20 protein-coding genes are annotated in these 20432 nt (G+C 72.2%); 8 read left to right on the top strand and 12 right to left on the bottom strand.

Annotated features, from left to right (window positions below; translation table 11 throughout):
- The first annotated feature begins 15 nt into the window (after positions 1-15).
- Positions 16-528, top strand: a complete 513-nt coding sequence (def, locus tag WME83_RS22955; protein ID WP_020736508.1) for a peptide deformylase — start codon at positions 16-18, stop codon at positions 526-528.
- Between the two features lie 18 nt (positions 529-546).
- Here the strand turns inward: def and ribD are convergent, their stop codons facing one another.
- The 9 genes from ribD to WME83_RS23000 form a co-directional block, all read right to left on the bottom strand.
- Positions 547-1692: a bifunctional diaminohydroxyphosphoribosylaminopyrimidine deaminase/5-amino-6-(5-phosphoribosylamino)uracil reductase RibD gene (gene ribD, locus WME83_RS22960; protein ID WP_437321423.1), complete on the bottom strand. Its 1146-nt coding sequence runs from the start codon at positions 1690-1692 to the stop codon at positions 547-549.
- Positions 1693-1708: 16 nt separating this feature from the next.
- Complete coding sequence (gene nrdR / locus WME83_RS22965; RefSeq protein WP_061625365.1) at positions 1709-2170, bottom strand: transcriptional regulator NrdR; 462 nt, start codon at positions 2168-2170, stop codon at positions 1709-1711.
- A gap of 24 nt (positions 2171-2194) precedes the next feature.
- On the bottom strand, positions 2195-3439 hold the full coding sequence (fabF, locus tag WME83_RS22970; protein ID WP_437321424.1) for a beta-ketoacyl-ACP synthase II: 1245 nt from the start codon (positions 3437-3439) through the stop codon (positions 2195-2197).
- 127 nt (positions 3440-3566) lie between these two features.
- A complete protein-coding gene (gene acpP, locus WME83_RS22975; protein WP_020736512.1) occupies positions 3567-3815 on the bottom strand; it encodes an acyl carrier protein in 249 nt (82 codons plus the stop codon).
- 150 nt (positions 3816-3965) lie between these two features.
- Complete coding sequence (fabG, locus tag WME83_RS22980) at positions 3966-4712, bottom strand: 3-oxoacyl-ACP reductase FabG (RefSeq protein ID WP_437321425.1); 747 nt, start codon at positions 4710-4712, stop codon at positions 3966-3968.
- Positions 4713-4718: 6 nt separating this feature from the next.
- Complete coding sequence (fabD, locus tag WME83_RS22985) at positions 4719-5660, bottom strand: ACP S-malonyltransferase (RefSeq protein WP_437321426.1); 942 nt, start codon at positions 5658-5660, stop codon at positions 4719-4721.
- Positions 5661-5833: 173 nt separating this feature from the next.
- Entirely contained in the window at positions 5834-6829 is a 996-nt protein-coding gene (locus tag WME83_RS22990; protein WP_437321427.1) for a beta-ketoacyl-ACP synthase III, read from the bottom strand.
- Between the two features lie 115 nt (positions 6830-6944).
- Positions 6945-7139: a 50S ribosomal protein L32 gene (gene rpmF / locus WME83_RS22995; RefSeq protein ID WP_020736516.1), complete on the bottom strand. Its 195-nt coding sequence runs from the start codon at positions 7137-7139 to the stop codon at positions 6945-6947.
- 4 nt (positions 7140-7143) lie between these two features.
- Entirely contained in the window at positions 7144-7869 is a 726-nt protein-coding gene (locus WME83_RS23000) for a YceD family protein (protein WP_437321428.1), read from the bottom strand.
- A 107-nt stretch (positions 7870-7976) separates the two neighbouring features.
- Between WME83_RS23000 and WME83_RS23005 the strand changes: the two genes are divergently transcribed.
- The 7 genes from WME83_RS23005 to asnB all read left to right on the top strand — a co-directional run bounded on the left by WME83_RS23005 (position 7977) and on the right by asnB (position 16471).
- Entirely contained in the window at positions 7977-9311 is a 1335-nt protein-coding gene (locus WME83_RS23005) for a hypothetical protein (RefSeq protein ID WP_437321429.1), read from the top strand.
- Between the two features lie 154 nt (positions 9312-9465).
- Positions 9466-10029 carry a bifunctional pyr operon transcriptional regulator/uracil phosphoribosyltransferase PyrR gene (gene pyrR / locus WME83_RS23010; protein ID WP_020736519.1) on the top strand — a complete coding sequence of 188 codons (564 nt, stop codon included), beginning with the start codon at positions 9466-9468 and terminating at the stop codon, positions 10027-10029.
- 8 nt (positions 10030-10037) lie between these two features.
- Entirely contained in the window at positions 10038-11003 is a 966-nt protein-coding gene (locus tag WME83_RS23015; protein WP_437321430.1) for an aspartate carbamoyltransferase catalytic subunit, read from the top strand.
- Between the two features lie 200 nt (positions 11004-11203).
- A complete protein-coding gene (nadE, locus tag WME83_RS23020) occupies positions 11204-12178 on the top strand; it encodes an NAD(+) synthase (protein ID WP_437321431.1) in 975 nt (324 codons plus the stop codon).
- Positions 12179-12575: 397 nt separating this feature from the next.
- Complete coding sequence (locus tag WME83_RS23025; RefSeq protein WP_020736522.1) at positions 12576-12836, top strand: acyl carrier protein; 261 nt, start codon at positions 12576-12578, stop codon at positions 12834-12836.
- Between the two features lie 22 nt (positions 12837-12858).
- Entirely contained in the window at positions 12859-14451 is a 1593-nt protein-coding gene (locus WME83_RS23030; protein WP_437321432.1) for a class I adenylate-forming enzyme family protein, read from the top strand.
- Between the two features lies 1 nt (position 14452).
- Complete coding sequence (asnB, locus tag WME83_RS23035) at positions 14453-16471, top strand: asparagine synthase (glutamine-hydrolyzing) (RefSeq protein WP_437321433.1); 2019 nt, start codon at positions 14453-14455, stop codon at positions 16469-16471.
- A 48-nt stretch (positions 16472-16519) separates the two neighbouring features.
- Here asnB and WME83_RS23040 read toward each other — a convergent pair whose 3' ends face one another.
- The 3 genes from WME83_RS23040 to WME83_RS23050 form a co-directional block, all read right to left on the bottom strand.
- The gene (locus WME83_RS23040; protein WP_437321434.1) at positions 16520-17743 is read right to left on the bottom strand and encodes a lipoprotein receptor; all 1224 of its coding nucleotides are present in this window, start codon (positions 17741-17743) and stop codon (positions 16520-16522) included.
- Positions 17743-18702, bottom strand: coding sequence for a PEGA domain-containing protein (locus tag WME83_RS23045; RefSeq protein ID WP_437321435.1), 960 nt, complete (start codon positions 18700-18702; stop codon positions 17743-17745). Before WME83_RS23045 ends, WME83_RS23040 begins: the two co-directional genes overlap by 1 nt.
- Positions 18703-18764: 62 nt before the next feature.
- The gene (locus WME83_RS23050; RefSeq protein ID WP_437321436.1) at positions 18765-20294 is read right to left on the bottom strand and encodes a protein kinase domain-containing protein; all 1530 of its coding nucleotides are present in this window, start codon (positions 20292-20294) and stop codon (positions 18765-18767) included.
- Positions 20295-20432: the final 138 nt, after the last annotated feature.

Consider the following 20432-nt stretch of genomic DNA (forward strand, 5'->3'; position numbering starts at 1 on the left):
TGCTGTTGAACAGCCATGGCCATCCGCACCATCCTCCACTATCCCGACCCGCGCCTGCGACAGAAGGCGCAGCCGGTCGGGGACATCACCCCCGAAATCACCAAGCTTATCGACGACATGGCCGAGACCATGTACGCCGCGCCCGGCGTCGGCCTCGCGGCCACGCAGATCGGGGAGCCACACCGCATCTTCCTCGTCGACGTCGCCTCCGACAACGAGCCGAGCAACCTCCTCGTGTTCATCAACCCGGAGATCGTCCGGCAGGAGGGGCAGCAGGTCGGCCCCGAAGGCTGCCTGTCGTTCCCCGGCATCAGCGAGGACATCAAGCGCGCCGATCGCGTCAGCGTCCGCGCCCGCGGGCGCGACGGGGCGACGTTCGAGATCGCGGCCGACGGCCTGCTCGCCGTGGCCATCCAGCACGAGCTCGATCACCTCGACGGCGTGCTGATGATCGACCGGATGGGCACGCTCAAGAAGCGCATCGTCCAGCGGAAGATGCAGAAGCGCGGCGCCGAGGCGACGGGCTGAGCCGCGCCCGCGCCCCGGTCAGCTGCGCGCCGGGAAAGCCAGGGGGCCGCTGACGTACGCGTCGCGGCCGCAGAGCTCCCAGCGCGGATCGACGATCCGGGGCGCGTCCCCCGGCGTGTCCGGGCCGGCCCAGTCGACCGCGCCCGGCCGGCCGCGGGGGCCGAGCAGGATGGGCGCGACGAAGGCGTGGAGCTCGTCCGGCAAGCGCGACGCGAGCAGGCTGCCGGCGAGCTCGGCGCCGCCCTCCACGAGGATGGAGACGATCCCCTGCGAGGCGCAGAGGCGCATCGCGGCGGTCACGTCGACCCGGCCCTCCGCCGAGGTCGGCGCGCGCAGGACGACGCAGCCCGCGTCCACGAGGACCTGCTCGGCCGCCTCGGGCGCGTCGGCGCCCGTGAGCACCCACGTCGGCACCTCCCGCGCCGTCTGCGCCAGGCGCGTGTGGAGCGGCAGCCGGAGCCGCGTATCGAAGACGAGCCGGATGGGGCTCCGCCCGCCCGGCGCGAGCCCCGCCTCGCGCAGGGTGAGGCGAGGGTCGTCGGCCAGCGCGGTGCCGATCCCGATCGCCACCGCGTCGTGGCGCGAGCGGAGCTCCTGCACCTTGGCGCGCGCCTCCGGGCCGGTGACCCACTTCGAGGCCCCCGTGCGGGTCGCGATGCGGCCGTCGAGCGACAGGGCGAGCTTGAGCGCGATGTGGGGGATGCCGGTCGTGATGAACTTGGTCCAGGGCGCGATCAGCGCGCGGGCCTCGGCGCTGGCCACGCCGAGCTCGACGGCGAGCCCTGCGTCGCTGAGCCGCTGCGCCCCGCCGCCGACCACCCCCGGGTTCGGATCGGGCGCGCCGATGACGACGCGCTTGATGCCGGCGCTCAGCACCGCGTCCACGCAGGGCGGCGTGCGCCCCTCGTGGTTGCACGGCTCCAGCGTCACGTAGAGCGTCCCGCCGCGCGCCGCGTCCCCGGCCATCGCGAGCGCGAGCCCCTCGGCGTGCTCCTCGCCGGCGCGCGCGTGGTGCGCGACGGCGATGACGTCCCCCGCGGTGTTCACCACCACCGCGCCGACCGGGGGGTTCGGCGACGGCATCGCCTTGTGCGCCTCCTCGATGGCGAGGCGCATCATCGCGGCGTCGAACTCGGGATCGGGGGTGGGGAGCTTCGCAGACATCGAAGTGCCGGATCTACTAGGGCGCCTTGGCCTTCACAAGCTTGCCAAGCTCGACCATGAACTGGTCGATGTCCCGAAAGGAACGATAGACGCTGGCGAACCGGACGTAGGCGACCTCATCGAGCGCCCGCAGGTGGTTCATCACCCGCTCGCCGAGCTCGGTCGACAGGATCTCCCGCCGCTCGGATTCCTGCGCCTCGCGCTCGATCGCGTCGGCGATGGCCTCGATCTGGTCGGTGGACACGGGCCGCTTGTTGCAGGCGATGCGGAGCCCCCGCACGAGCTTCTGCCGGTCGAACGTCTCCCGTCGGCCGTCCTTCTTGACGACCGTCGGCAGGATGTCCTCGACGCGCTCGTAGGTCGTGAACCGGCGCTCGCACGAGGCGCACTCGCGCCGTCGGCGGATCACGTCGCCCGCGCCGCCGGCGCGGGAGTCGATGACCCGGTCCTCCAGGTGGCCGCAAAATGGGCACTTCATCGAGCCATCCGGCGCGGCGCGCGCTCAGCCCTCGAACTGGGAGAGCACGAGCGACACGTTCGTCCCGCCGAAGCCGAAGGAGTTCGACATGACGTGCTTCAGGCGGCGCTCGCGGGCCGTGAACGGCACGTAGTCGAGGGTGCACTCGGGATCCGGGTCGTCCAGGTTGAGCGTCGGCGGCACCGCGCCGTGATGCAGCGCGAGGGCGCAGACCGCCGCCTCGACCCCGCCGGCGCCCCCGAGCAGGTGGCCCATCGCCGACTTCGTCGAGCTCACCCAGAGGCGCTTCGACGCCGCGTGATCGCCGAAGAGCTTGAGGATCGCCCGGGTCTCCTCGATGTCGCCCTGGGGCGTCGAGGTGCCGTGGGCGTTGATGTAGTCGATCGCGTCCGGCGCGAGCCTGGCGTCATCGAGCGCCATCTTCATCGCGCGCTGCGCCCCGGCGCCCTCGGGGGCCGGCTTCGTGATGTGGTACGCGTCGCACGAGGCGCCGTACCCCACGACCTCGGCGTAGATCTTCGCGCCGCGCTTCTTCGCGTGGGAGAGCGACTCGAGCAGGAGCGACCCGGCGCCCTCGGAGCAGACGAAGCCGTCGCGCCCCTTGTCCCAGGGGCGGCTCGCCCGCTGCGGCTCCTCGTTGCGCCGCGAGAGCGCGAACATCGCGCAGAACCCGCCGATGCCGAGGCCGGTGATCGTCGCCTCGGCGCCGCCCGTGAGCATGATGTGCGAGCGCCCGCGGCGGATCCACTCGAACGCCTCGCCGAGCGAGTGCGCGCTCGACGAGCACGCGCTCGTGTTGCAGTAGCTCGCGCCCCGCAGATCGAGCGCCAGCGCCACCTGTCCCGCGGCGAGGTTGGCGATGACCGTCGGGATGAAATAGGGGCTGACCTTCTGAGGGCCCTTCTCGTGCAGCGTGATCGAGTGCTGGAACAGGTACTCGAGGCCCCCGAGGCCGACGCCGATGAAGGTGCCGCACTGGTCGCGGTCCTCCTCGGTGAGCTCGATCCCCGCGTCCTTCATGCACTGCTGCGAGGCGGCGATGGAGAGCTGGGCGAAGCGGCCCATCTCCTTCACCTTCTTCTTGGGGATGTACTCCTCCGGGACGAACCCCTTCACCTCGCCCGCGAAGCGCGTCGGAAAGGCGCTCGCGTCGAAGAGGGTGATGGGTCCGATACCGGACTGGCCAGCCAGCAACGATTGCCAGGTGGCCTGCGTCCCGATGCCGTTGGGCGTAACGAGCCCGATGCCGGTGATGACAACGCGTTCCATGGCTCTTTTTGCCCTAGCGCCACCACAGAGGGGAGGACACGTGCATCGGCGAGGGGCGGACCCTTCGCCGGCTCACGCGCCATCTCACCTCCATGGTGACGCCGCGTCCGGTAGGGCGGTGGGGACGCTACTTCTTGGCATTCCTTTCGATATAGTCGACCGCATCCTGGACGGTCCGGATCTTCTCCGTGTCCTCGTCCGGAATGTCGATCTCGAACGCCTCCTCGAACGCGAGGACAAGCTCCACCAGGCCCAGCGAATCGGCGCCCAGATCGTCGATGAAACTCGCTTCAGGCTTGATGTCCTTCTCGTCGACGTCGAGCTGTTCCTTGATGATTCGCTTTACTTCGGCCGTGATGTCGCGACCTTCAGCCATGGTATTCCTCCCGGGAAAACGGACCCCCTAGTAGCCCATCGCCATGGGCGTTGCACCATCGAATTACCTGCGACCGTCTTTTTCGTGTGCGCCTGGTTTGCCGCCGAGCGGACGCCTGGCTGGCTGCCGACATCTCCCCGACGAGCGCGCTCAGACGTACATGCCGCCGTTGACGCGCAGCGTCTCCCCCGTCACGTAGCTGGCCTCGTCGGAGCACAGGAATGTGATCGCCGCGGCGACCTCCTCCGGCCGGCCCGTACGCCCGAGCGGGACCATCTTCGTCAGCCCCTCTTTCATCTCAGCGCTGATCGTCGTCGTCATGTCGGTGTCGATGAAGCCTGGCGCCACCGCGTTGACGGTGATGCCGCGCCCAGCGTACTCGCGGGCGAGCGACTTCGTCACGCCGAGCAGGGCCGCCTTCGTCGCGGCGTACGCCGCCTGGCCCACGTTGCCCATCTCGGCCACGACGCTGGAGAGGAAGACGATGCGCCCCGTGCGCGCGCGCATCATCACCTTGGTCGCGGCCCGGGCGCACGCGATCGAGCCCTTGACGTTGACGGCGAAGAGGCGATCCAGGTCCTCCTCCTTGATCCGCAGGAGCAGCCCGTCGATCGCGATCCCCGCGTTCGCGACGAGGATGTCGAGCCGGCCGAGGCGCTTCGCCGCCTCGGCGATGGCGGCCTCGGTCGCCTGCAGGTCCGCGACGTCGAAGCCGAGCGCCTCGGCCTTGCCGCCGCGCGCGGTGATCGCCTCGACGAGCGCGCGCGCCTCGGCCTCGCCGCGCACGTAGTTGACGATCACGTGCGCCCCCTGCGCCGCCAGCGCCTCCGACGCAGCCCGCCCGATCCCCCGCGATCCACCCGTGACGATCGCAACTTTGCCCGTAAGGTCGAACATCGATGCCTATGCCTCCGAAAGGAACGCGCTCACGCGCTCAATCCCCGCCATGTCGCTCACGCTGAGCACCTTGATCTGCTTCGTGATCCGCTTCACCAGCCCGGCGAGCACCTTGCCAGGGCCGATCTCCAGGGCGTGCGTGACGCCGTCCTCGGCCATGCGCTCGATCGTCCGCATCCACTGCACGGTGCCGTCGACCTGGCGCAGGAGGAGCGACCGCACCCGCTCCGGATCGGCGTTCGGCGCCGCGTCGACGTTCGCGATGACCGGGAAGGCGAGCGGCCTCAGCTGGGTGCGCTCGAGCTCGGGGCGCAGGCGGTCGGCCGCGGGCCGCATCAGCGCGCAGTGGAAGGGGGCGCTCACCTTGAGCGGGATCGCCTTGCCGCCGCGGGCGACGGCGAGCTCGCCGGCCCGCGCCACCGCGCGGCTGTGGCCGGCGATCACGATCTGCCCCGGCCCGTTGTAGTTCGCCGGGGCGACCACCTCGCCCTGCGCCGCCTCCGCGCAGATCGCGAGCACGACGTCCTGCTCGAGCCCGATGAGCGCGGCCATGGCCCCCTCGCCCTGCGGCACGGCCTCCTGCATCGCGGCGCCGCGGATCCGGCAGAGGCGCACCGCCTCCTCGATCTCGAGCGCGCCGGCGGCGACCAGCGCGCTGTACTCGCCGAGCGAGTGGCCGGCGGCGTAGAGCGGCGGCTCGAGGTCGGGCAGGTGCTCGATGAGCGCCGCGGCGACGGCACAGCTCGTGGCGACGATGGCGGGCTGGGTGTTGCTCGTCTTCGTCAGCTCCTCCATCGGCCCCTCGAAGCAGAGCCGCGAGATCGGCTCGCCGAGCGCGGCGTCCGCGCGCGCGAACGCGCCGCGCGCCGCCGCCGAGGCCTCGGCGAGGGCCTTGCCCATCCCCACCTCCTGCGCCCCTTGCCCTGGAAACAGCCAAGCGATTTTCACGTTTGTCCTCACTTCCAAGCGGGGGAGGCGGACGTCGGTCCGTCCCCGAACCACGTCACGGGGCGGGCGCGCGCGCGCCGCTCAGATCCCCGCTCATGCCGGCGCGCCGGGCGAGCTCAGCCGCCCTGACGCGCAGATCTCGACCCCGACGCCGGCGCGCGCGCATGGCCCCCTCACATCCGGACGACGGACGCGCCCCAGGAGATGCCAGCGCCGAGCGCGCAGAACAGGACGTTGTGACCCGGCTTGATGCGCCCGTCGCGGACCGCCTCGTCGAGGGCGATCGGGATCGAGGCGCTCGAGGTGTTGCCGTACTCCTCGATGTTCAGCACGAACCGGTCCAGCGGGAGGCTGAGCCGCGCGGCGACCTGGCTGATGATCCGCAGGTTCGCCTGGTGCGCGACGACCCAGTCGACGTCGGTGGCCGACATGCCCGCCGTCTCGAGCGCGATCAACGAGGCGCTGGAGAGGTTCTTCACGGCGACCTTGAAGATGTCCTGCCCCACCATGTGGACCTTGTTGCGGTTCTGCTCGATGCCCTCGGCGGTGAGCGGCTCGGCCGTGCCGCCGCCCGGGATGACCAGCGAGCTCGCGAGCCCGCCGTCGCTGAAGATCCGCGTCGAGACGATGCCCCTGCCGTCGCCGGACGCAGGCCCGAGCACGACCGCGCCGGCGCCGTCGCCGAACAAGACGCACGTCGTGCGATCCTTCCAGTTCAGGATGCGCGAGAGCAGCTCGACGCCGACCACGAGGATGTTCCGGGCGACGCCGTTGGAGATGAACTGATCGGCGATGGTGAGCCCGTAGACGAAGCCCGCGCAGGCCGCCGAGATGTCGAACGAGGGGATCTCCTGGGCGCCGAGCTTCTGCTGCACGTGCACGGCGCAGGCGGGCATCGGGCTGTCGCCGCTGATCGTCCCGACGATGATCATGTCGAGGTCGGCGGCGGAGAGCCCGGCCGCTGCCAGCGCGGAGCGCCCGGCGGCGGCGGCCATGTCGCTCGTGAGCTCGCCCTCGGCGGCGATGTGGCGCCGGCGGATCCCGGTCCGCTCGCTGATCCAGCTGTCGGAGGTGTCGACGATCTTCTCGAGATCGGTGTTGTGCAGGACCCGGGCTGGCGCGTAGCTGCCCGTCCCGAGGATGCGGCTCTTCGGCCGCGCGGCGCTCATGCGAGGCCCCCTCGCACGCCCGCGTGGTTCGGCGCCGCGCCCGCGTGGTCCGGCGCCGCGCCCGGGTGCGCGGGCGCAGCGATGGCGCGCCCCGGCGTCCGCGCACCCGCCCCGGTCATGTGGCCGCGGTCGCCTTGGTCGCCTTCGCCTTGCGCCCGTTGTAGTGCCCGCAGGCGCCACAGGCGCGGTGCGGGAGCCGGGCTTCCCCGCAGTTCTCGCAAGAGACGAGCTGGACGGGGGTCACCTTGTCGTGGTTGGCGCGCCGCATGTCGCGCTTGCTGGGGGTGGTTTTCCTCTTGGGGACGGCCACGGAGCTACTCCTTCTTGGTCTTCTTCTTCGGTGTCCCGGCCTTGGCCGGGGGGGTCGAGGCAGGTTGCGCGCGCCGGTCAGAGCCGCCGGGCTTCTGTCCGAGCTTCTCTCGGAGCGCGCTGAGCGGCGCGAGCCGCGGGTCGAGGCCTGGAGCCTCGTCCTCCTCCGCCGCCCCGCCGGCGAGGGTCGAGGAGCCGCCTTCGCGGTCCTCTCGGGACGCGGCAGGACCGATACCCGGGCAAGCCTCCGAGCACAAGGGGAAGTTCGGCATCTCGAGGAGAATGGCTTCCCGGATGAACGGATCGAGCACCACCGTCTCGCCGTCGTACGTGTCGACGTCGGCCTCCTCGGCCGTGAACTCGTACTCGGGCTCCTTGGCCTTGGCCCCCGCCTTCGCCGCGCCGTTGCGGCCGCCGTCGTCCCGCCGGTGGCCGTGCCCGTGGGCCTCGGCCTTCGGCGCCGGACGCAAGAGGAGCGAGAGCTCGGCGTCGATGTCCAGCGCGGCGGGCGACAGGCACCGCGCGCACGGCGTGGCGACCGGCGCCTTGACGCGGCCGCGCACGACGATCTCGTTCCCCGTGCGGGAGAGGCGGGCGGTGAGGTGGCCGGGCGCGCGCCCGGCGACGTCGGCGTCGGCGAGCTCTGCGCTCAGCCACTCGGCGGGAAGCGGCATGTCCAGCGAGAGGCCGGAGATGTCGATGTCGTTGGCGGAGACGGCGATCTGGGACATGGGTTCCGGGCCAGTGAAAGCGGAGCGTTTAGCGCGGGGTGCGTTGGCTCGCAAGACCGAGCGCGAGCCGCCGCCGGAGCGGGGCCGCGTGGTAGCGTCGCCCCCGCATGAACCGCAGCGCCACGCCCGAGATCCCCGCCGCGGGCGCCGCCGGCGAGCGACCGGAGCCTTCGGGGGAGGCCCCGCGGGCGAGCCGGCGCGCGGCGATCGCGCTCGCCCTCTACGCGCTGGTGACGATCGTGTACGGCGCCAGCGCCTCGCGCGAGCTCTTCGCGGTCCACACGCCGTTCAACCACTACGCCCTGCTGGCCGAGGCGTGGCTGCACGGCCGCCTCGACCTCGGCGGTCCGCCGCCGGCGTACGCGGGCGGCAACGACTTCGCCCTGTTCGGCGATCGCACCTACGTCAGCTTTCCCCCCTTCCCCGCCGTGCTCATCGCGCCGCTCGTGAAGCTCGCCGGCAGCGCCGAGCGGGTGCGCGACGGGCAGTTCTTCCTGGCGTTCGCCGGCGTGGGCCCGGCCGTGCTCTTCCTCGCGCTCGAGAGGCTCTCGGCGTCGCGGCGCAGCCGCCGCACGCAGGCCGAGAACGCCGCGCTCGCGCTGCTCTTCGCGTTCGGGAGCGTCTACTGGTTCAGCGCCGTGCAAGGGACGGTGTGGTTCGCGGCGCACGTCGTCGGCGTGGCGCTCGCGTGCATCTACCTGTACTGCGCGCTCGACGCCGCCCACCCGCTCGCCGCGGGCCTCGCCCTGGGCCTCGGCTTCGCGACCCGCACGCCGCTCGGCTTCGCCCTGCCCCTGTTCCTCTGCGAGGCGCTCCGCGTCGGCCGGTCGGATCCGCGCGCCCTCGCCCGCCGGCTCGCCCTGTTCGCCGCGCCGGCGGCGCTCGTCCTCGCCGCGCTGCTCTGGCACAACCGCGCGCGGTTCGGCGACGCGGTCGAGTTTGGGCACCGGTACCTCCACATCGCCTGGCGCGCGCGGATCGAGAAGTGGGGGCTCTTCTCGTACCACTACCTGCCGCGCAACCTCGCGGTGGTGCTCACGAGCCTGCCGTACACCCACGCGCAGGGCGCGCCCTTCCAGATCAACGCGCACGGCCTCGCGCTCTGGGTGACGACGCCGATCTACGCGTGGGCGCTCTGGCCCCGGCGCACGCCGCCCGTGTTCTGGGCGCTCGCCGCCACGGCGGCCGCGGTCGCGCTGCCGAGCCTCTTCTACCAGAACAGCGGCTGGATCCAGTTCGGCTACCGCTTCTCCAACGACTTCGCCCCGTTCCTCTTCGCCATGATCGCCGTCGGCGGCCGCCGCTTCGGCGCGCCGTTCTACGCCCTCGGCGTGGCCGCGATCGCCGTGAACGCGTTCGGCGCGCTCACGTTCCAGCGCGCGGGCTTCGAGCGGTTCTATTTCCTCGAGCGCACCCAGCGCGTCCTCCACCAGCCGGATTGACCGCGTCGGCGCCGCGGCGGCGCCGCGCCGTTCGTCCCCGCCGCCGCGCGAGGGCCCGAAGGCGGCGCGCCCCCGCGGGCGAGCGGGCGATCCGGCGGGCGGCGCACGCGGCCCTTGGGTGCAGGGCGCTCGCTGTGCTAGCCCTCGCCGCGCCATGGAAGCTCTGCTCGACCCGGCCGCCATCGGGCGCGGCCTGCGGCGCATCGCGCTCCAGATCGCCGAGCGCGGCCGCGGCGTGGACGATCTGGCGCTCATCGGGATCCGGCGGGGCGGCGAGCCGCTCGCCAAGCGGCTCGCCGCGCTGCTCCTCGAGATCGAGGGGCAGGCGCCGCCGGTCGGCGCCGTCGACATCACGCTCTACCGCGACGACGCCGCGACCGCCCTGCCGAACCCGCGCATCGGCCCCAGCCACATCACCTTCCCCGTCGACGGCCGGCGCATCGTGCTGATCGACGACGTGATCTACACCGGCCGCACCATCCGCGCGGCGCTCGACGCGGTGCTCGACTACGGGCGGCCGCAGCGGATCGAGCTCGTCGCGCTCGTCGATCGCGGCGGCCGGGAGCTGCCGATTCACCCCGACTACATCGTCCGCGCGGTCGAGCTCGCCCCCGGGCAGCGCGTCGACGTGGTGGAGCGCGCTGGCGAGCTCTGGGCTCTCGTCACCGCCGCCGGCGCCAAGATCTCGGAGCCCCCCTCTCCCCCGGAAGGAACGTAAGCGAGCGCATGAGGAGGATTTACCCGCACCGACACCTGCTCGGCATCGAGGGGCTGACGCGCCCCGAGATCGTGGCCCTCCTGGACGCCGCCGAGTCGCTCTTCGACGTCTCCCGGCGGAGCGTCCGCAAGGTGCCCACGCTCCGCGGCAAGACGGTCGTGAACCTGTTCTACGAGCCCTCGACGCGCACGCGGACGTCGTTCGAGCTCGCGGGCAAGCGGCTCAGCGCCGACGTGATCAACATCAGCGTCTCCACCTCGAGCGCCGTCAAGGGGGAGTCGCTGCTCGACACGGTGCAGAACCTCCAGGCGATGCAGCCCGACGTCCTCGTCATCCGGCACAGCGCGTCGGGTGCGCCGCACCACGTCGCCGCGCGCACGCGCGCCGCGGTCGTCAACGCGGGCGACGGCACGCACGAGCACCCGACGCAGGCGCTGCTCGACGCGTTCACGATCCGCCGCGCCAAGGGGCGGCTGGAGGGGCTGGAGGTCGCCATCTGCGGCGACATCGTCCACAGCCGCGTCGCCCGCTCGAACGCGCACCTGCTCACCACGATGGGCGCGCGGGTCCGGTTCGCCGGGCCGCGCACGCTCCTGCCGGTCGCGGGCGAGTCGCTCGGCGCGACGATCTACGACCGGATCGAGCCCGCCCTCGAGGGCGCCGACGTGGTGATGATGCTGCGGGTGCAGCGCGAGCGGCTGAGCGGCAGCTTCCTGCCCAGCACGCGCGAGTACAGCCGCACGTTCGGCCTGAGCCCGGCCCGGCTCGCGCTCGCCAAGCCGGACGCGATCGTGATGCACCCGGGCCCGATGAACCGCGGCGTGGAGATCGATCCGCGCGTCGCGGACGGCCAGCAGAGCGTCATCCTCGACCAGGTCGAGGCCGGCGTGGCGGTCCGGATGGCGGTGCTCTGGGTCCTGGCCGCGGAGGCCAACGAGTTCTCCGCGACCGGCGAGCCGCGGCCCGCGGTCTGACAGAGCGCGGCGAACGGGCCGCGAGCCCGAACCATCACGAGCGGACGGGAGGGAGCAGCGCGCCGGGGGCGGACGCGCTGTCCCCTCGTGGCGTTCCCTCGTGGCCGCGCGGGCTTGCGGCGGCCCGCGGCGAACGGGGTTCCCTGCCGCGCCGCGTTTGAATACGCTGGTCCATCTTTTTGAAAGGGTGGATGCCAACCATGTTTTCGCGAGACGTCCTCAAGATCGATGCCCCGGCGGTAGCGCAAGAGATCGAGCAGGCCATCCGGGATCAGGTATTCGGTACGCTGCGGCGGCGCGGGGCCGTGGTCGGGATCTCGGGCGGGATCGACAGCTCCGTCGTCTCGACGCTGTGCGCCCGCGCGCTCGGCAAGGACAAGGTGCTCGGCATCTTCATGCCCGAGCGCGACACCTCGGACGACGCGCTCCGGCTCGGCAAGATGCTCGCCGAGCACCTCGGCATCGAGTCGGTCATCGAGAACATCAAGCCCGCGCTCACCGGCCTCCGCTGCTACGAGCGGCAGGACGAGGCGATCCGGATGGTCTACCCGGACTACAATGAGAGCTGGAAGTTCAAGATCACCCTGCCCTCGATCCTCGAGAGCGATCGGCTGAACGTCTCGCAGCTGACGGCGCAGCCGCCCGGCGAGGAGCCGCGGGTGAAGCGGATGCCGCTGAACGCGTACCTGCAGCTCGTCGCCGCGACGAACTTCAAGCAGCGCATCCGCAAGATGATGGAGTACTACCACGCGGACAGGCTCAATTACGCCGTCGCCGGCACGCCGAACCTGCTCGAGTACGATCAGGGCTTCTTCGTGAAGCAGGGCGACGGCGCCGCGGATTTCAAGCCGATCGCGCACCTGTACAAGAGCCAGGTCTACGCGCTCGCCGAGCACATCGGCGTCCCCGCCGACATCCGCAGGCGCGCGCCGACGACGGACACGTTCTCGCTGCCGCAGGGACAGGACGAGTTCTACTTCGCGCTCCCCTACGACAAGATGGACCTCTGCCTCTACGCCTACAACAACAAGGTGCCGGCCGCGGAGGCGGCGTCCGCCGTCGGCATCACGCCCGAGCAGGTCGAGCGCGTGTTCAAGGACATCGAGGCGAAGCGCCGCGTGGCGCAGTACCTCCACGCGCAGCCGCTGCTCGTCCGCGGCTTGGAGCACGCCTGACGATCCGCGCCCCGCGCGCCGGGCGCCCACGACACGGGCGCCCGGCGGCGCTGCCCCGGGCGCGAAACCGACCGGAAACACGGCCGGCAGCGCCCGCGAGATCGGCGGGGCCGACAAGGCCGACAACGACGTGAGCGGGAGGGCGCGCTCGCGCGAGAGCGCCTCACGACCACGACGGACTCGCGACGAGATCGCGAGTCGCGACTCTCACCTCGGCAGCGTCCAGCCCGTGGCGGCCAGCGCCTCAGGGCGCGTGACGGCGCCTCAGGGCGCCTCAGGGCGCCTCAGGGCGATGAACAGCGACCCAGGGCGATCCGCGCGCTGGGACCGGGTCGCGGCTCCTCCGAGTGCCCTCGACAGGTAAGCCTGGGGGGTGATAGACGTAGAAATTAACTCCATGAGCACTTCCAGCATCGAATCGACGATTCGCAACTTCCTGGTCACCTCGTTCGGATACCGGGGCGCTACCGCCGATCTGGGGGCCGAGGTCCCTTTGCTCGATCAAGGAATCCTCGACTCGACGGCCGTCCTCGAGATCGTCCAGTTCCTCGAGCAGGACCTCGGCATCCAGGTCGCCGACGAGGAGATGGTGCCGGAGAATTTCGGCTCGATCGCCCGGCTCGTGACCTACGTCAACGGGAAGAAGAGCAGCAACTAGCCAGAACACCCCCGGGGGGCGCATGAGCACGCAGCACACCGCTCGCCGCGATCCGCGCTCGGATCGCTTCCTCATCGACTCCGCGCTGCGATCGTTCGCCGCTTCGCGCCCCGACCACGTCGCGCTGGTCTCCGAGGGGCGGCGGCTCACGTACCGCGAGCTCGACGCGCTCGCCGACCGCTGCGCCGCCCTCTTCCGCGCGTCCGGCGTGCAGCGCGGCGACCGCGTGATGATCGCGCTCGACAACGGCGTGGACGCGGTCGTCGCCTACTACGGCACGCTCCGGGCCGACGGGGTGCCGTCGCTGCTCGGCACCGCGATGCGACCCCGGCGCCTCGGCCAGGTCATGGAGCTCGCCGAGCCGCGCGCGCTCGTGGCGGCGCGCAGCATGCGCGAGGGGCTCGCGGCCGTGGCCGAGCTCCCGCCCGCCGCAAGGCCGGCGGCGACGTTCCTGAGCGGCGCCGCGCCCCCGGCCGCCGCGGCCGGCCCCTCGCCCGAGGCGCGCGACTTCCAGGAGGCGCTGGCCGGCGCGCCGGGCGAGGCCCCCGAGCGCCGCGCGATCGAGCTCGACCTCGCGACGCTCTGCTGGACGAGCGGCAGCACGGGCGAGTCGAAGGGGGTCATGCTGACGCACCAGAACCTCCGCAACAGCAGCGCGGCGATCGGCGCGTACCTCGAGCACACGGCGGACGACGTGATCCTCTGCGTGCTGCCGCTGTCGCACACCTACGGGCTCTTCCAGCTGCTCGTGACGCACGCGTTCGGCGGGACCGTCGTGCTCGAGAAGGGCTTCTCCATGCCGTGGCCCATCGTCCAGAAGCTGGCCGACGAGCGCGCCACCGGCTTCGCGGGCGTGCCGACGATCTTCGCCTCGATGCTGTCGCTCAAGAACTTCGCGAAGGCGGACCTCTCGGCGCTCCGTTACATGACGAACGCCGCGTACGGGCTCCCGGCGCCGCAGCTCCTGCGCCTGCGCGAGCTCCTCCCGAACGTCGCCTTCTTCGCGATGTACGGCCAGACCGAGTGCACGCGCGTCTGCTACCTGCCGCCGTCGCTAGCGCTGGAGCGGCCGTCCTCCGTGGGCATCGCGATGCCGAACGAGGAGCTCTGGATCGAGCGGGAGGACGGCGCGCGGGCGGAGCCGGGCGAGGTGGGCGAGCTCGTCGTGCGCGGGCCCAACGTGATGCGCGGCTACTGGAAGAACCCCGACGCGACCGCGCGCGCGCTCCGGCCGGGGCCCCTCCCGGGCGAGGTCGTGCTCCACACCGGCGACCTCTTCAAGATGGATGAGGATCGGTACCTCTACTTCGTCGCGCGCAAGGACGACATCATCAAGACCCGCGGCGAGAAGGTGAGCCCCCTCGAGGTCGAGTCCGTGATCTGCAAGGTCCCGGGCGTGGTCGAGGCGGCGGTCGTCGGCGTGCCGGATCAGGTGCTCGGCGTCGCGGTGAAGGCCGCCGTCGTGAAGGCGGAGGGCGCCCCGGTGACGGCCGACGACGTCCGCAAGAAGGTGCGGTCCGAGCTCGACGAGGTCGCCGTGCCCAAGTTCGTCGAGTTCATGGACACGCTCCCCAAGACGGCGAGCGGCAAAGTCAAGAAGAGCGAGCTCATCTGATATGTGCGGTATCGCCGGCCTGATCAACCTACGCTCCGACGCGCCGAACCCCGACCGCGACCTGGCCCTCAGGATGGCGCGGGCGCTCCGCCACCGCGGCCCCGACGGCTTCGGCATCTACCGCGATCGCCACGTCGCGCTGGCCCACGCCCGCCTGTCGATCATCGACCTCGACGGCGGCTGGCAGCCGATGGCCAACGCCGAGGAGACGCTCTGGGTCTGCTTCAACGGCGAGATCTTCAACTACATCGAGCTCCGCGAGGAGCTCACGGCGAAGGGCCACCACTTCCGGACCAAGAGCGACACCGAGGCGCTGATCCACGCCTACGCCGAGTACGGCGAGGCCATGGTCGACCGGCTGAACGGCCAGTGGGCGTTCGTCCTCTGGGACGTGAAGCGGAGGCGCGCGTTCTTCTCGCGCGACCGCGTCGGCATCAACCCGCTCTTCTGGACGGTCCACCGCGGCGTCCTCCGGTTCGCCAGCGAGGTGAAGTCGCTCTTCCAGGACCCCACCATCCCCCGCGCGATCTCCCGCGACGGGCTCGACGAGGCCCTGACGTTCTGGGCGCCGGTCGCCCCGCTCACCCCGTACGAGGGCATCCAGCAGATCCCGCCGGGCTCGGTGGCGACGCTCGATCTCGATCGCGACGTGGCGCCGCGCGTCTCGATCCGCTTCCGGCCCGAGTTCCCCGTCGGGCGGACGCGCGGCTTGGTCGACGACGAGGCGGCGCTCGTCTCGAGCGTGCGCGAGGCGGTCCGCGGCGGCTCGACGATCCGCCTGCGCGCCGACGTCCCCGTCGGCAGCTACCTGAGCGGCGGCCTCGACTCGACGATCGTCGCGGCGCTGATCGCCTCGAACCGCGAGGTGCCGCTGCGCACGTTCTCGGTCGAGTTCGCCGAGCGCGAGTTCGACGAGGCCGAGCACCAGCGCGACGCCGTCGCGCACCTCGGCACGTCGCACGCCTCGATCCAGTGCGGCGACGCCGACATCGCCGGGGTCTTCCCGGATGTCGTCTACCACGCTGAGGCCCCGCTGCTGCGCACCGCGCCGGCGCCGCTGTTCATCCTGGCGCGCCTCGTCCGTCAGAGCGGCTACCGCGTGGTGCTGACGGGCGAGGGCGCCGACGAGTTCTTCGCCGGCTACGACATCTTCCGCGAGGACCGCGTGCGCCGCTTCTGGGCGCGCCACCCGGACAGCAAGCTCCGGCCCCAGCTCCTCCTCCGGCTCTACCCGTACCTGCAGCGGTCGCCCGTCGCGCAGGTCGAGATGGCGAAGGCCTTCTTCGGGCGGAACCTCGCGCAGACGGACGACCCGTTCTACTCCCACCGCCCGCGGTGGGACGCCACGAGCCGCATCAAGCTGATGCTCGACCCCGCGATGCGCGAGGGCGTCGCCGACACCGCGGCCGCCGATCGCCTGAGGGAGCAGCTGCCCGCGGACTTCATGCGCTGGACGCCGCTCGCGCGCGCGCAGTACCTGGAGATCACGACCCTGCTCTCGGGCTACCTGCTCTCCTCGCAGGGCGAGCGCATGATGATGGCGAACTCGGTCGAGGGTCGCTTCCCGTTCCTCGATCCCAACGTGATGGACGTGGCGGACGCGCTGCCGGACGCGCTCAAGCTCCGCACCCTCGACGAGAAGCACGTGCTCAAGCGCGCGATGGGCGACCTCTTGCCGCCCGGCGTCCTCGCGCGGAAGAAGCAGCCGTACCGCGCGCCCGTGGTGCAGCCGTTCTTCGGGGGCGGGTCGCCGGACTACGTCGAGGCGTGCCTGTCGCCGGACGCCATCAAGGACGCGGGCATCTGGCAGCCGCAGCCGGTCGCGTCGCTGATCGCGAAGTGCCGCAAGACCGGCGGCAAGTCGATGAGCAACACCGATGACATGGCGTTCTGCGCCATCCTCTCTACGCAGCTCATGGCGCGCGACATCCTCCAGGGCGCGCGGGTCGTCTCGGCCGCCGACGACACGTCGGGCCGGCTGGGCGTCGACGTCGACCGGCTGCGCGACGCCGCGGGCTGATCCCGCGCGCCCGGCGCCCGGGCGAGGCTGCGGCGGGCGCGCCTCCCCTCAGAGGGGCCGCTTGCGCACCCCGCCGGAGCCCTGCTCCTCCACCCAGAACACGAACCCGCCGTGGAGCGCGATCCCGCGCGGGCTGCCGCCCTCGTGCAGCACCTGTTGCCGCCCCGAGCCGTCCTTGCGCTTGCGCAGGACGCGGGGGGTCCCCTGATCGGTCCAGTAGACGAAGCCGTCCGGCGCATCGTCCACGGCGATGCAGTCGGGGGACGGGTGCGCCACGTCGTCGTCGGCGGGCCTCCAGAGCGCCTGCGGCTCCCCCGAGCGGTCCTTCCGCGCCCGCATCACGGCGGCTTCCGCCTCGCCGGCGTTGCCGCTGCGCGGGCTGTTGGTCCAGTAGACGAACGCGTCATCGACGGCGATGGCGTACGGGAACGGCTGGTTGCCCGCCAGCCTGTCCGTTTGGCCGGTGCCTCGCCGCGTCCGGTTCACCGTGCCGCGCGCGTTCCGATCGACCCAGTACACGAACTCCTCGTCGAGCGCGATGAGGTGCGGCGACGCGTCTCTGGCCTCGTGGAACCGGTCGTCCGGCCAGCCGTCGGGCATCTCGATCTTGCCGATGAGGCTCCCCTCCCCTGCCACGCCGATGCCCCCCGAGCGCTGCGACCAGAACACCTCCAGGTCGTCCGCCGCGACGCCGAGGGTCGCGAAGCTCGAGTCGAAGATCTCCTTCGGGTCCTCTTCTCCCTCGCGATCCACCGACATGATGTTCTTGGCGTTGAGGTTGGCCCAGAAGACGCCGTGCCGGTTGACGGCGATCCCGTACGGCGCGTTCTGCCCGGCGGCGAGGAGCGTGACCGGCCCGCCGCGGGCCGGCACCTTCTGCACGCTGCCGTTCGCGCCCTCGCCGGCCGTCCAGTAGACCTCGTCCTCGTAGATGAAGAGGTGCTTCCCGTTCGCGTCGTCCGGGGTCGGGTACCCGCGCGCGATCTCCGTGGCACCGGTGCAGCTGCCGTTGCGGCACGTCCCGGGGTCCAGGCACATCGCGCCGCAGGCGCCGCAGTTCAGGGGGTCGGCGTCCACGCTCCTCTCGCATTTGCCGTCGCCGTCGCAGTCCGCCAGGCCGTCCGCGCACCCCGATGACCCGCCGGAGGACCCGCTCGACGAGCTCGCGCCGTCCCCTTCCCCCACCGCGAAGTCCCCGAGCAAGCTCGTGCATGCGGGAGCGGTCGCCACGGCAACGCTGAGCATCAAGCCGACCTGGAACGCGTGGCGCATCAGAAACTCCCCTTCGCTCCCGCGGAGCCGAGCCCGATCACGGGCGTGATCGATATCCCGGCGCGCTGCGGCGATCTCGGCGCCGTGAGGAGAAGAAACGTCCCGACGCCGACGCCCGCGGCGCCGATCGCGAACCCGATCGTCGAGAGGGTGCCCATCGCATGGTAGCTGTCGACGTCGCCCTGGAGCGACGGCTCGCACCGGTCGGCAGGGCAGCGCTCCGAGAGGTCGCGGTGCTTGCCGATCGCGAGCACGCCGCCCACCGCGCCGGCCGCGAGGCCGACGCCGCCGAGCCCCAGCGCGGCGATCCCCAGGACGGTGCGGGTGCTGCCCCCCGAAGCAGCGCCAGGGCCCGCGTCGGGCGCCGGCGCGACCGGCCGGGGCGGCGCGGGCGGAGGCGGCGGCGCGAGCGGCTTGAGCTCGAGCGCGACGGTCTCGCTCGCGCCCTCCGCCAGGGTCACCTTCGCCTCGACCGGCGCGAACCCCGCCGCCTCCGCGCGGACGGTGTGGTCGCCGGGATCGACCGGCCGCTTGACCCCGAGCGCGGCGCGCGGCACGGGCTCGCCGTCGATCGTGACGGCGGCGGTCTCCGGCCCGCGCACCGAGATGAGCACCTGCGGGATCCGGGGCGCGAGCGCGTCGAGCTCGCGCTGGGCCGCCGCGATCGCCTCGAAGAACTGCTCGGGCGATTTCTCCGGCGCCCCCTCCCGGACGATGCGGCTGTACGACTCCTGGGCCGCGATCCACGCGCCCAGGCCCACCTGGGCGCGCGCGACGCCGAGCAGCAGCGTCGGGGCGTGGATGATGGCGTCGGCGCGGCGGAACCGATCGAGCGCGGCGGAGAAGTCCTTCCGGTCGAGGGCCTCCTGGCCCTCCACGGCGAGCGAGCGCGCCGTCGCGCGATCGGCGTCCGAGACCTGCGCCAGCGCGGCGGGCGCGAAGGTCAGCGCGAGCAGCAAGGAAGCGATCCCTAGTCGACGAGCCATACGAGCGAGGTCTGTGCGAGATGCTGCGGTGAACTTCAGATGCCGAAGTCCGTCGGCTTCGGCTTGCGGCGCGCGCTGCCCGCCGGCGCCGGGGCGCGCGGCCTCGCCGGAGCGGGCTGCGCCGCGGGCGCGCGCGGGCCGCGCGGCGCCGACGCCGTCGGGGGCGCCGGCGCGGCAGAGCCGGCCGCCGAGGCGGGCGGCTCGGGCTCTTTCTCCGGCGCGGCGGCCGACGCCACCGCGTCGGGCCCCGGCGGCGCGCCGGACGCCGCCGGCGTCGACGACGGCGGCGCCGGCTGCGCGAGCGGCTGGGCCGGGGCGGTGGGGCCCGCGCCGCGCAGGGCGAAGAACGCGACGGCGGCGAGGACGACCGCGCAGGCCCCCGCGGCGGCGAGCACCCGCCCGACGATGGGCCGCCGCACCGGGGGGGACACCACCGAGACGAGCGCGCTGGCGGTGTGCGACCGCATGTGGCGCCCCGCCGCCTCCGCCTCCCCCGGCGAGGCCACCGTCCTGCCGGCGCTCGCCGAGATCCGCTCGGCCTCGGCCTCCGACGACGCGACCAGCGTGGCCGCGTCGGCGAGCGACGGCGCGGCGCTGTCGGGCCCCGGGTCGACCAGCGTGGCGCCCTCCTTCGAGCGCGGGGCGAACCCGAGCTCCACCGAGATGCGCTCGCCGGACGGGCGGAGCGGGCCGACGATGCTCGTCCTCGACTCGAAGCCGTCGCTCGCGACGTCGAGGGCGACCGCGAGCGCGTCGCAGAACTCCTTCGCGCTCTGGAAGCGGGCCTCCGGCTCGCGCGACGCCGCGCGGGCCCACCAGGCGTCGAAGCCGGGCGGCACCGGGGCGAGCTGCGACGGCACGGGCAGCGGCTTCACCATGATCTTGAGGAGCAGATCGCCGAACGCCTCGCTGTTGAACGGGAGCTTGCCGGTCAGGCACTCGAACACAACGACGGCGAGCGACCAGAGGTCCGAGCGGTGATCGATGCTCTTGGTCCCCTGCGCCTGCTCCGGGCTCATGTACGCGGGGGTCCCGAGCAGCGAGCCGGTCTTCGTCGTGGAGGTGACCCGGGGCGTGCTGTCCTTCGCGATGCCGAAGTCGAGCACCTTGGCGATCTCGCGATCGTCGTCCCGCACGAGGAAGATGTTGGCCGGCTTGAGGTCGCGGTGGACCAGGCCGGCCGCGTGCGCCCGGGTGAGCGCGCGCGCCACCTGCGCCGTGATCGCCATCGTGTCGTACGGGTCGAGCCGCCCCACCCGCTGGATGCGGGCGTCGAGGTCCTCGCCCTCGAGGTACTCCATCGCGATGTACGGCGTCCCTTGCCACACACCGTGATCCAGGATCTGCACCACGTGGGGGCTCCGGATCTGCGCTGCGACCTTCGCCTCCCGCTCGAAGCGGAGCCGCACCTCCTTCGAGACCCCCTGCGCGTGCATGAATTTGATCGCGCACGGGATGTCGAGGCCGATGTGCTGAGCGAGCCACACCGAGCCCATCCCGCCTTGCCGGAGCGGACGCACCAGGCGAAAGCGATCGGCAACGGTGTTCCCCGCGGCGGGTGTCACGGAGCCTCCCAGACCTTCTCGGATATCACAAACGGCCGTCCAGGGTCACGTTTGCGCCATGAAAAACCGCACCGGAACGACGTCACCGCGGGCGCGGCTTGTGCCGCGCGTCACGAAGCGCGCGGGCCCTCGGGCGCG

The sequence above is a fragment of the Sorangium sp. So ce385 genome, assembly GCF_051474135.1.
GTDB classification, from domain to species: domain Bacteria; phylum Myxococcota_A; class Polyangia; order Polyangiales; family Polyangiaceae; genus Sorangium; species Sorangium cellulosum_D.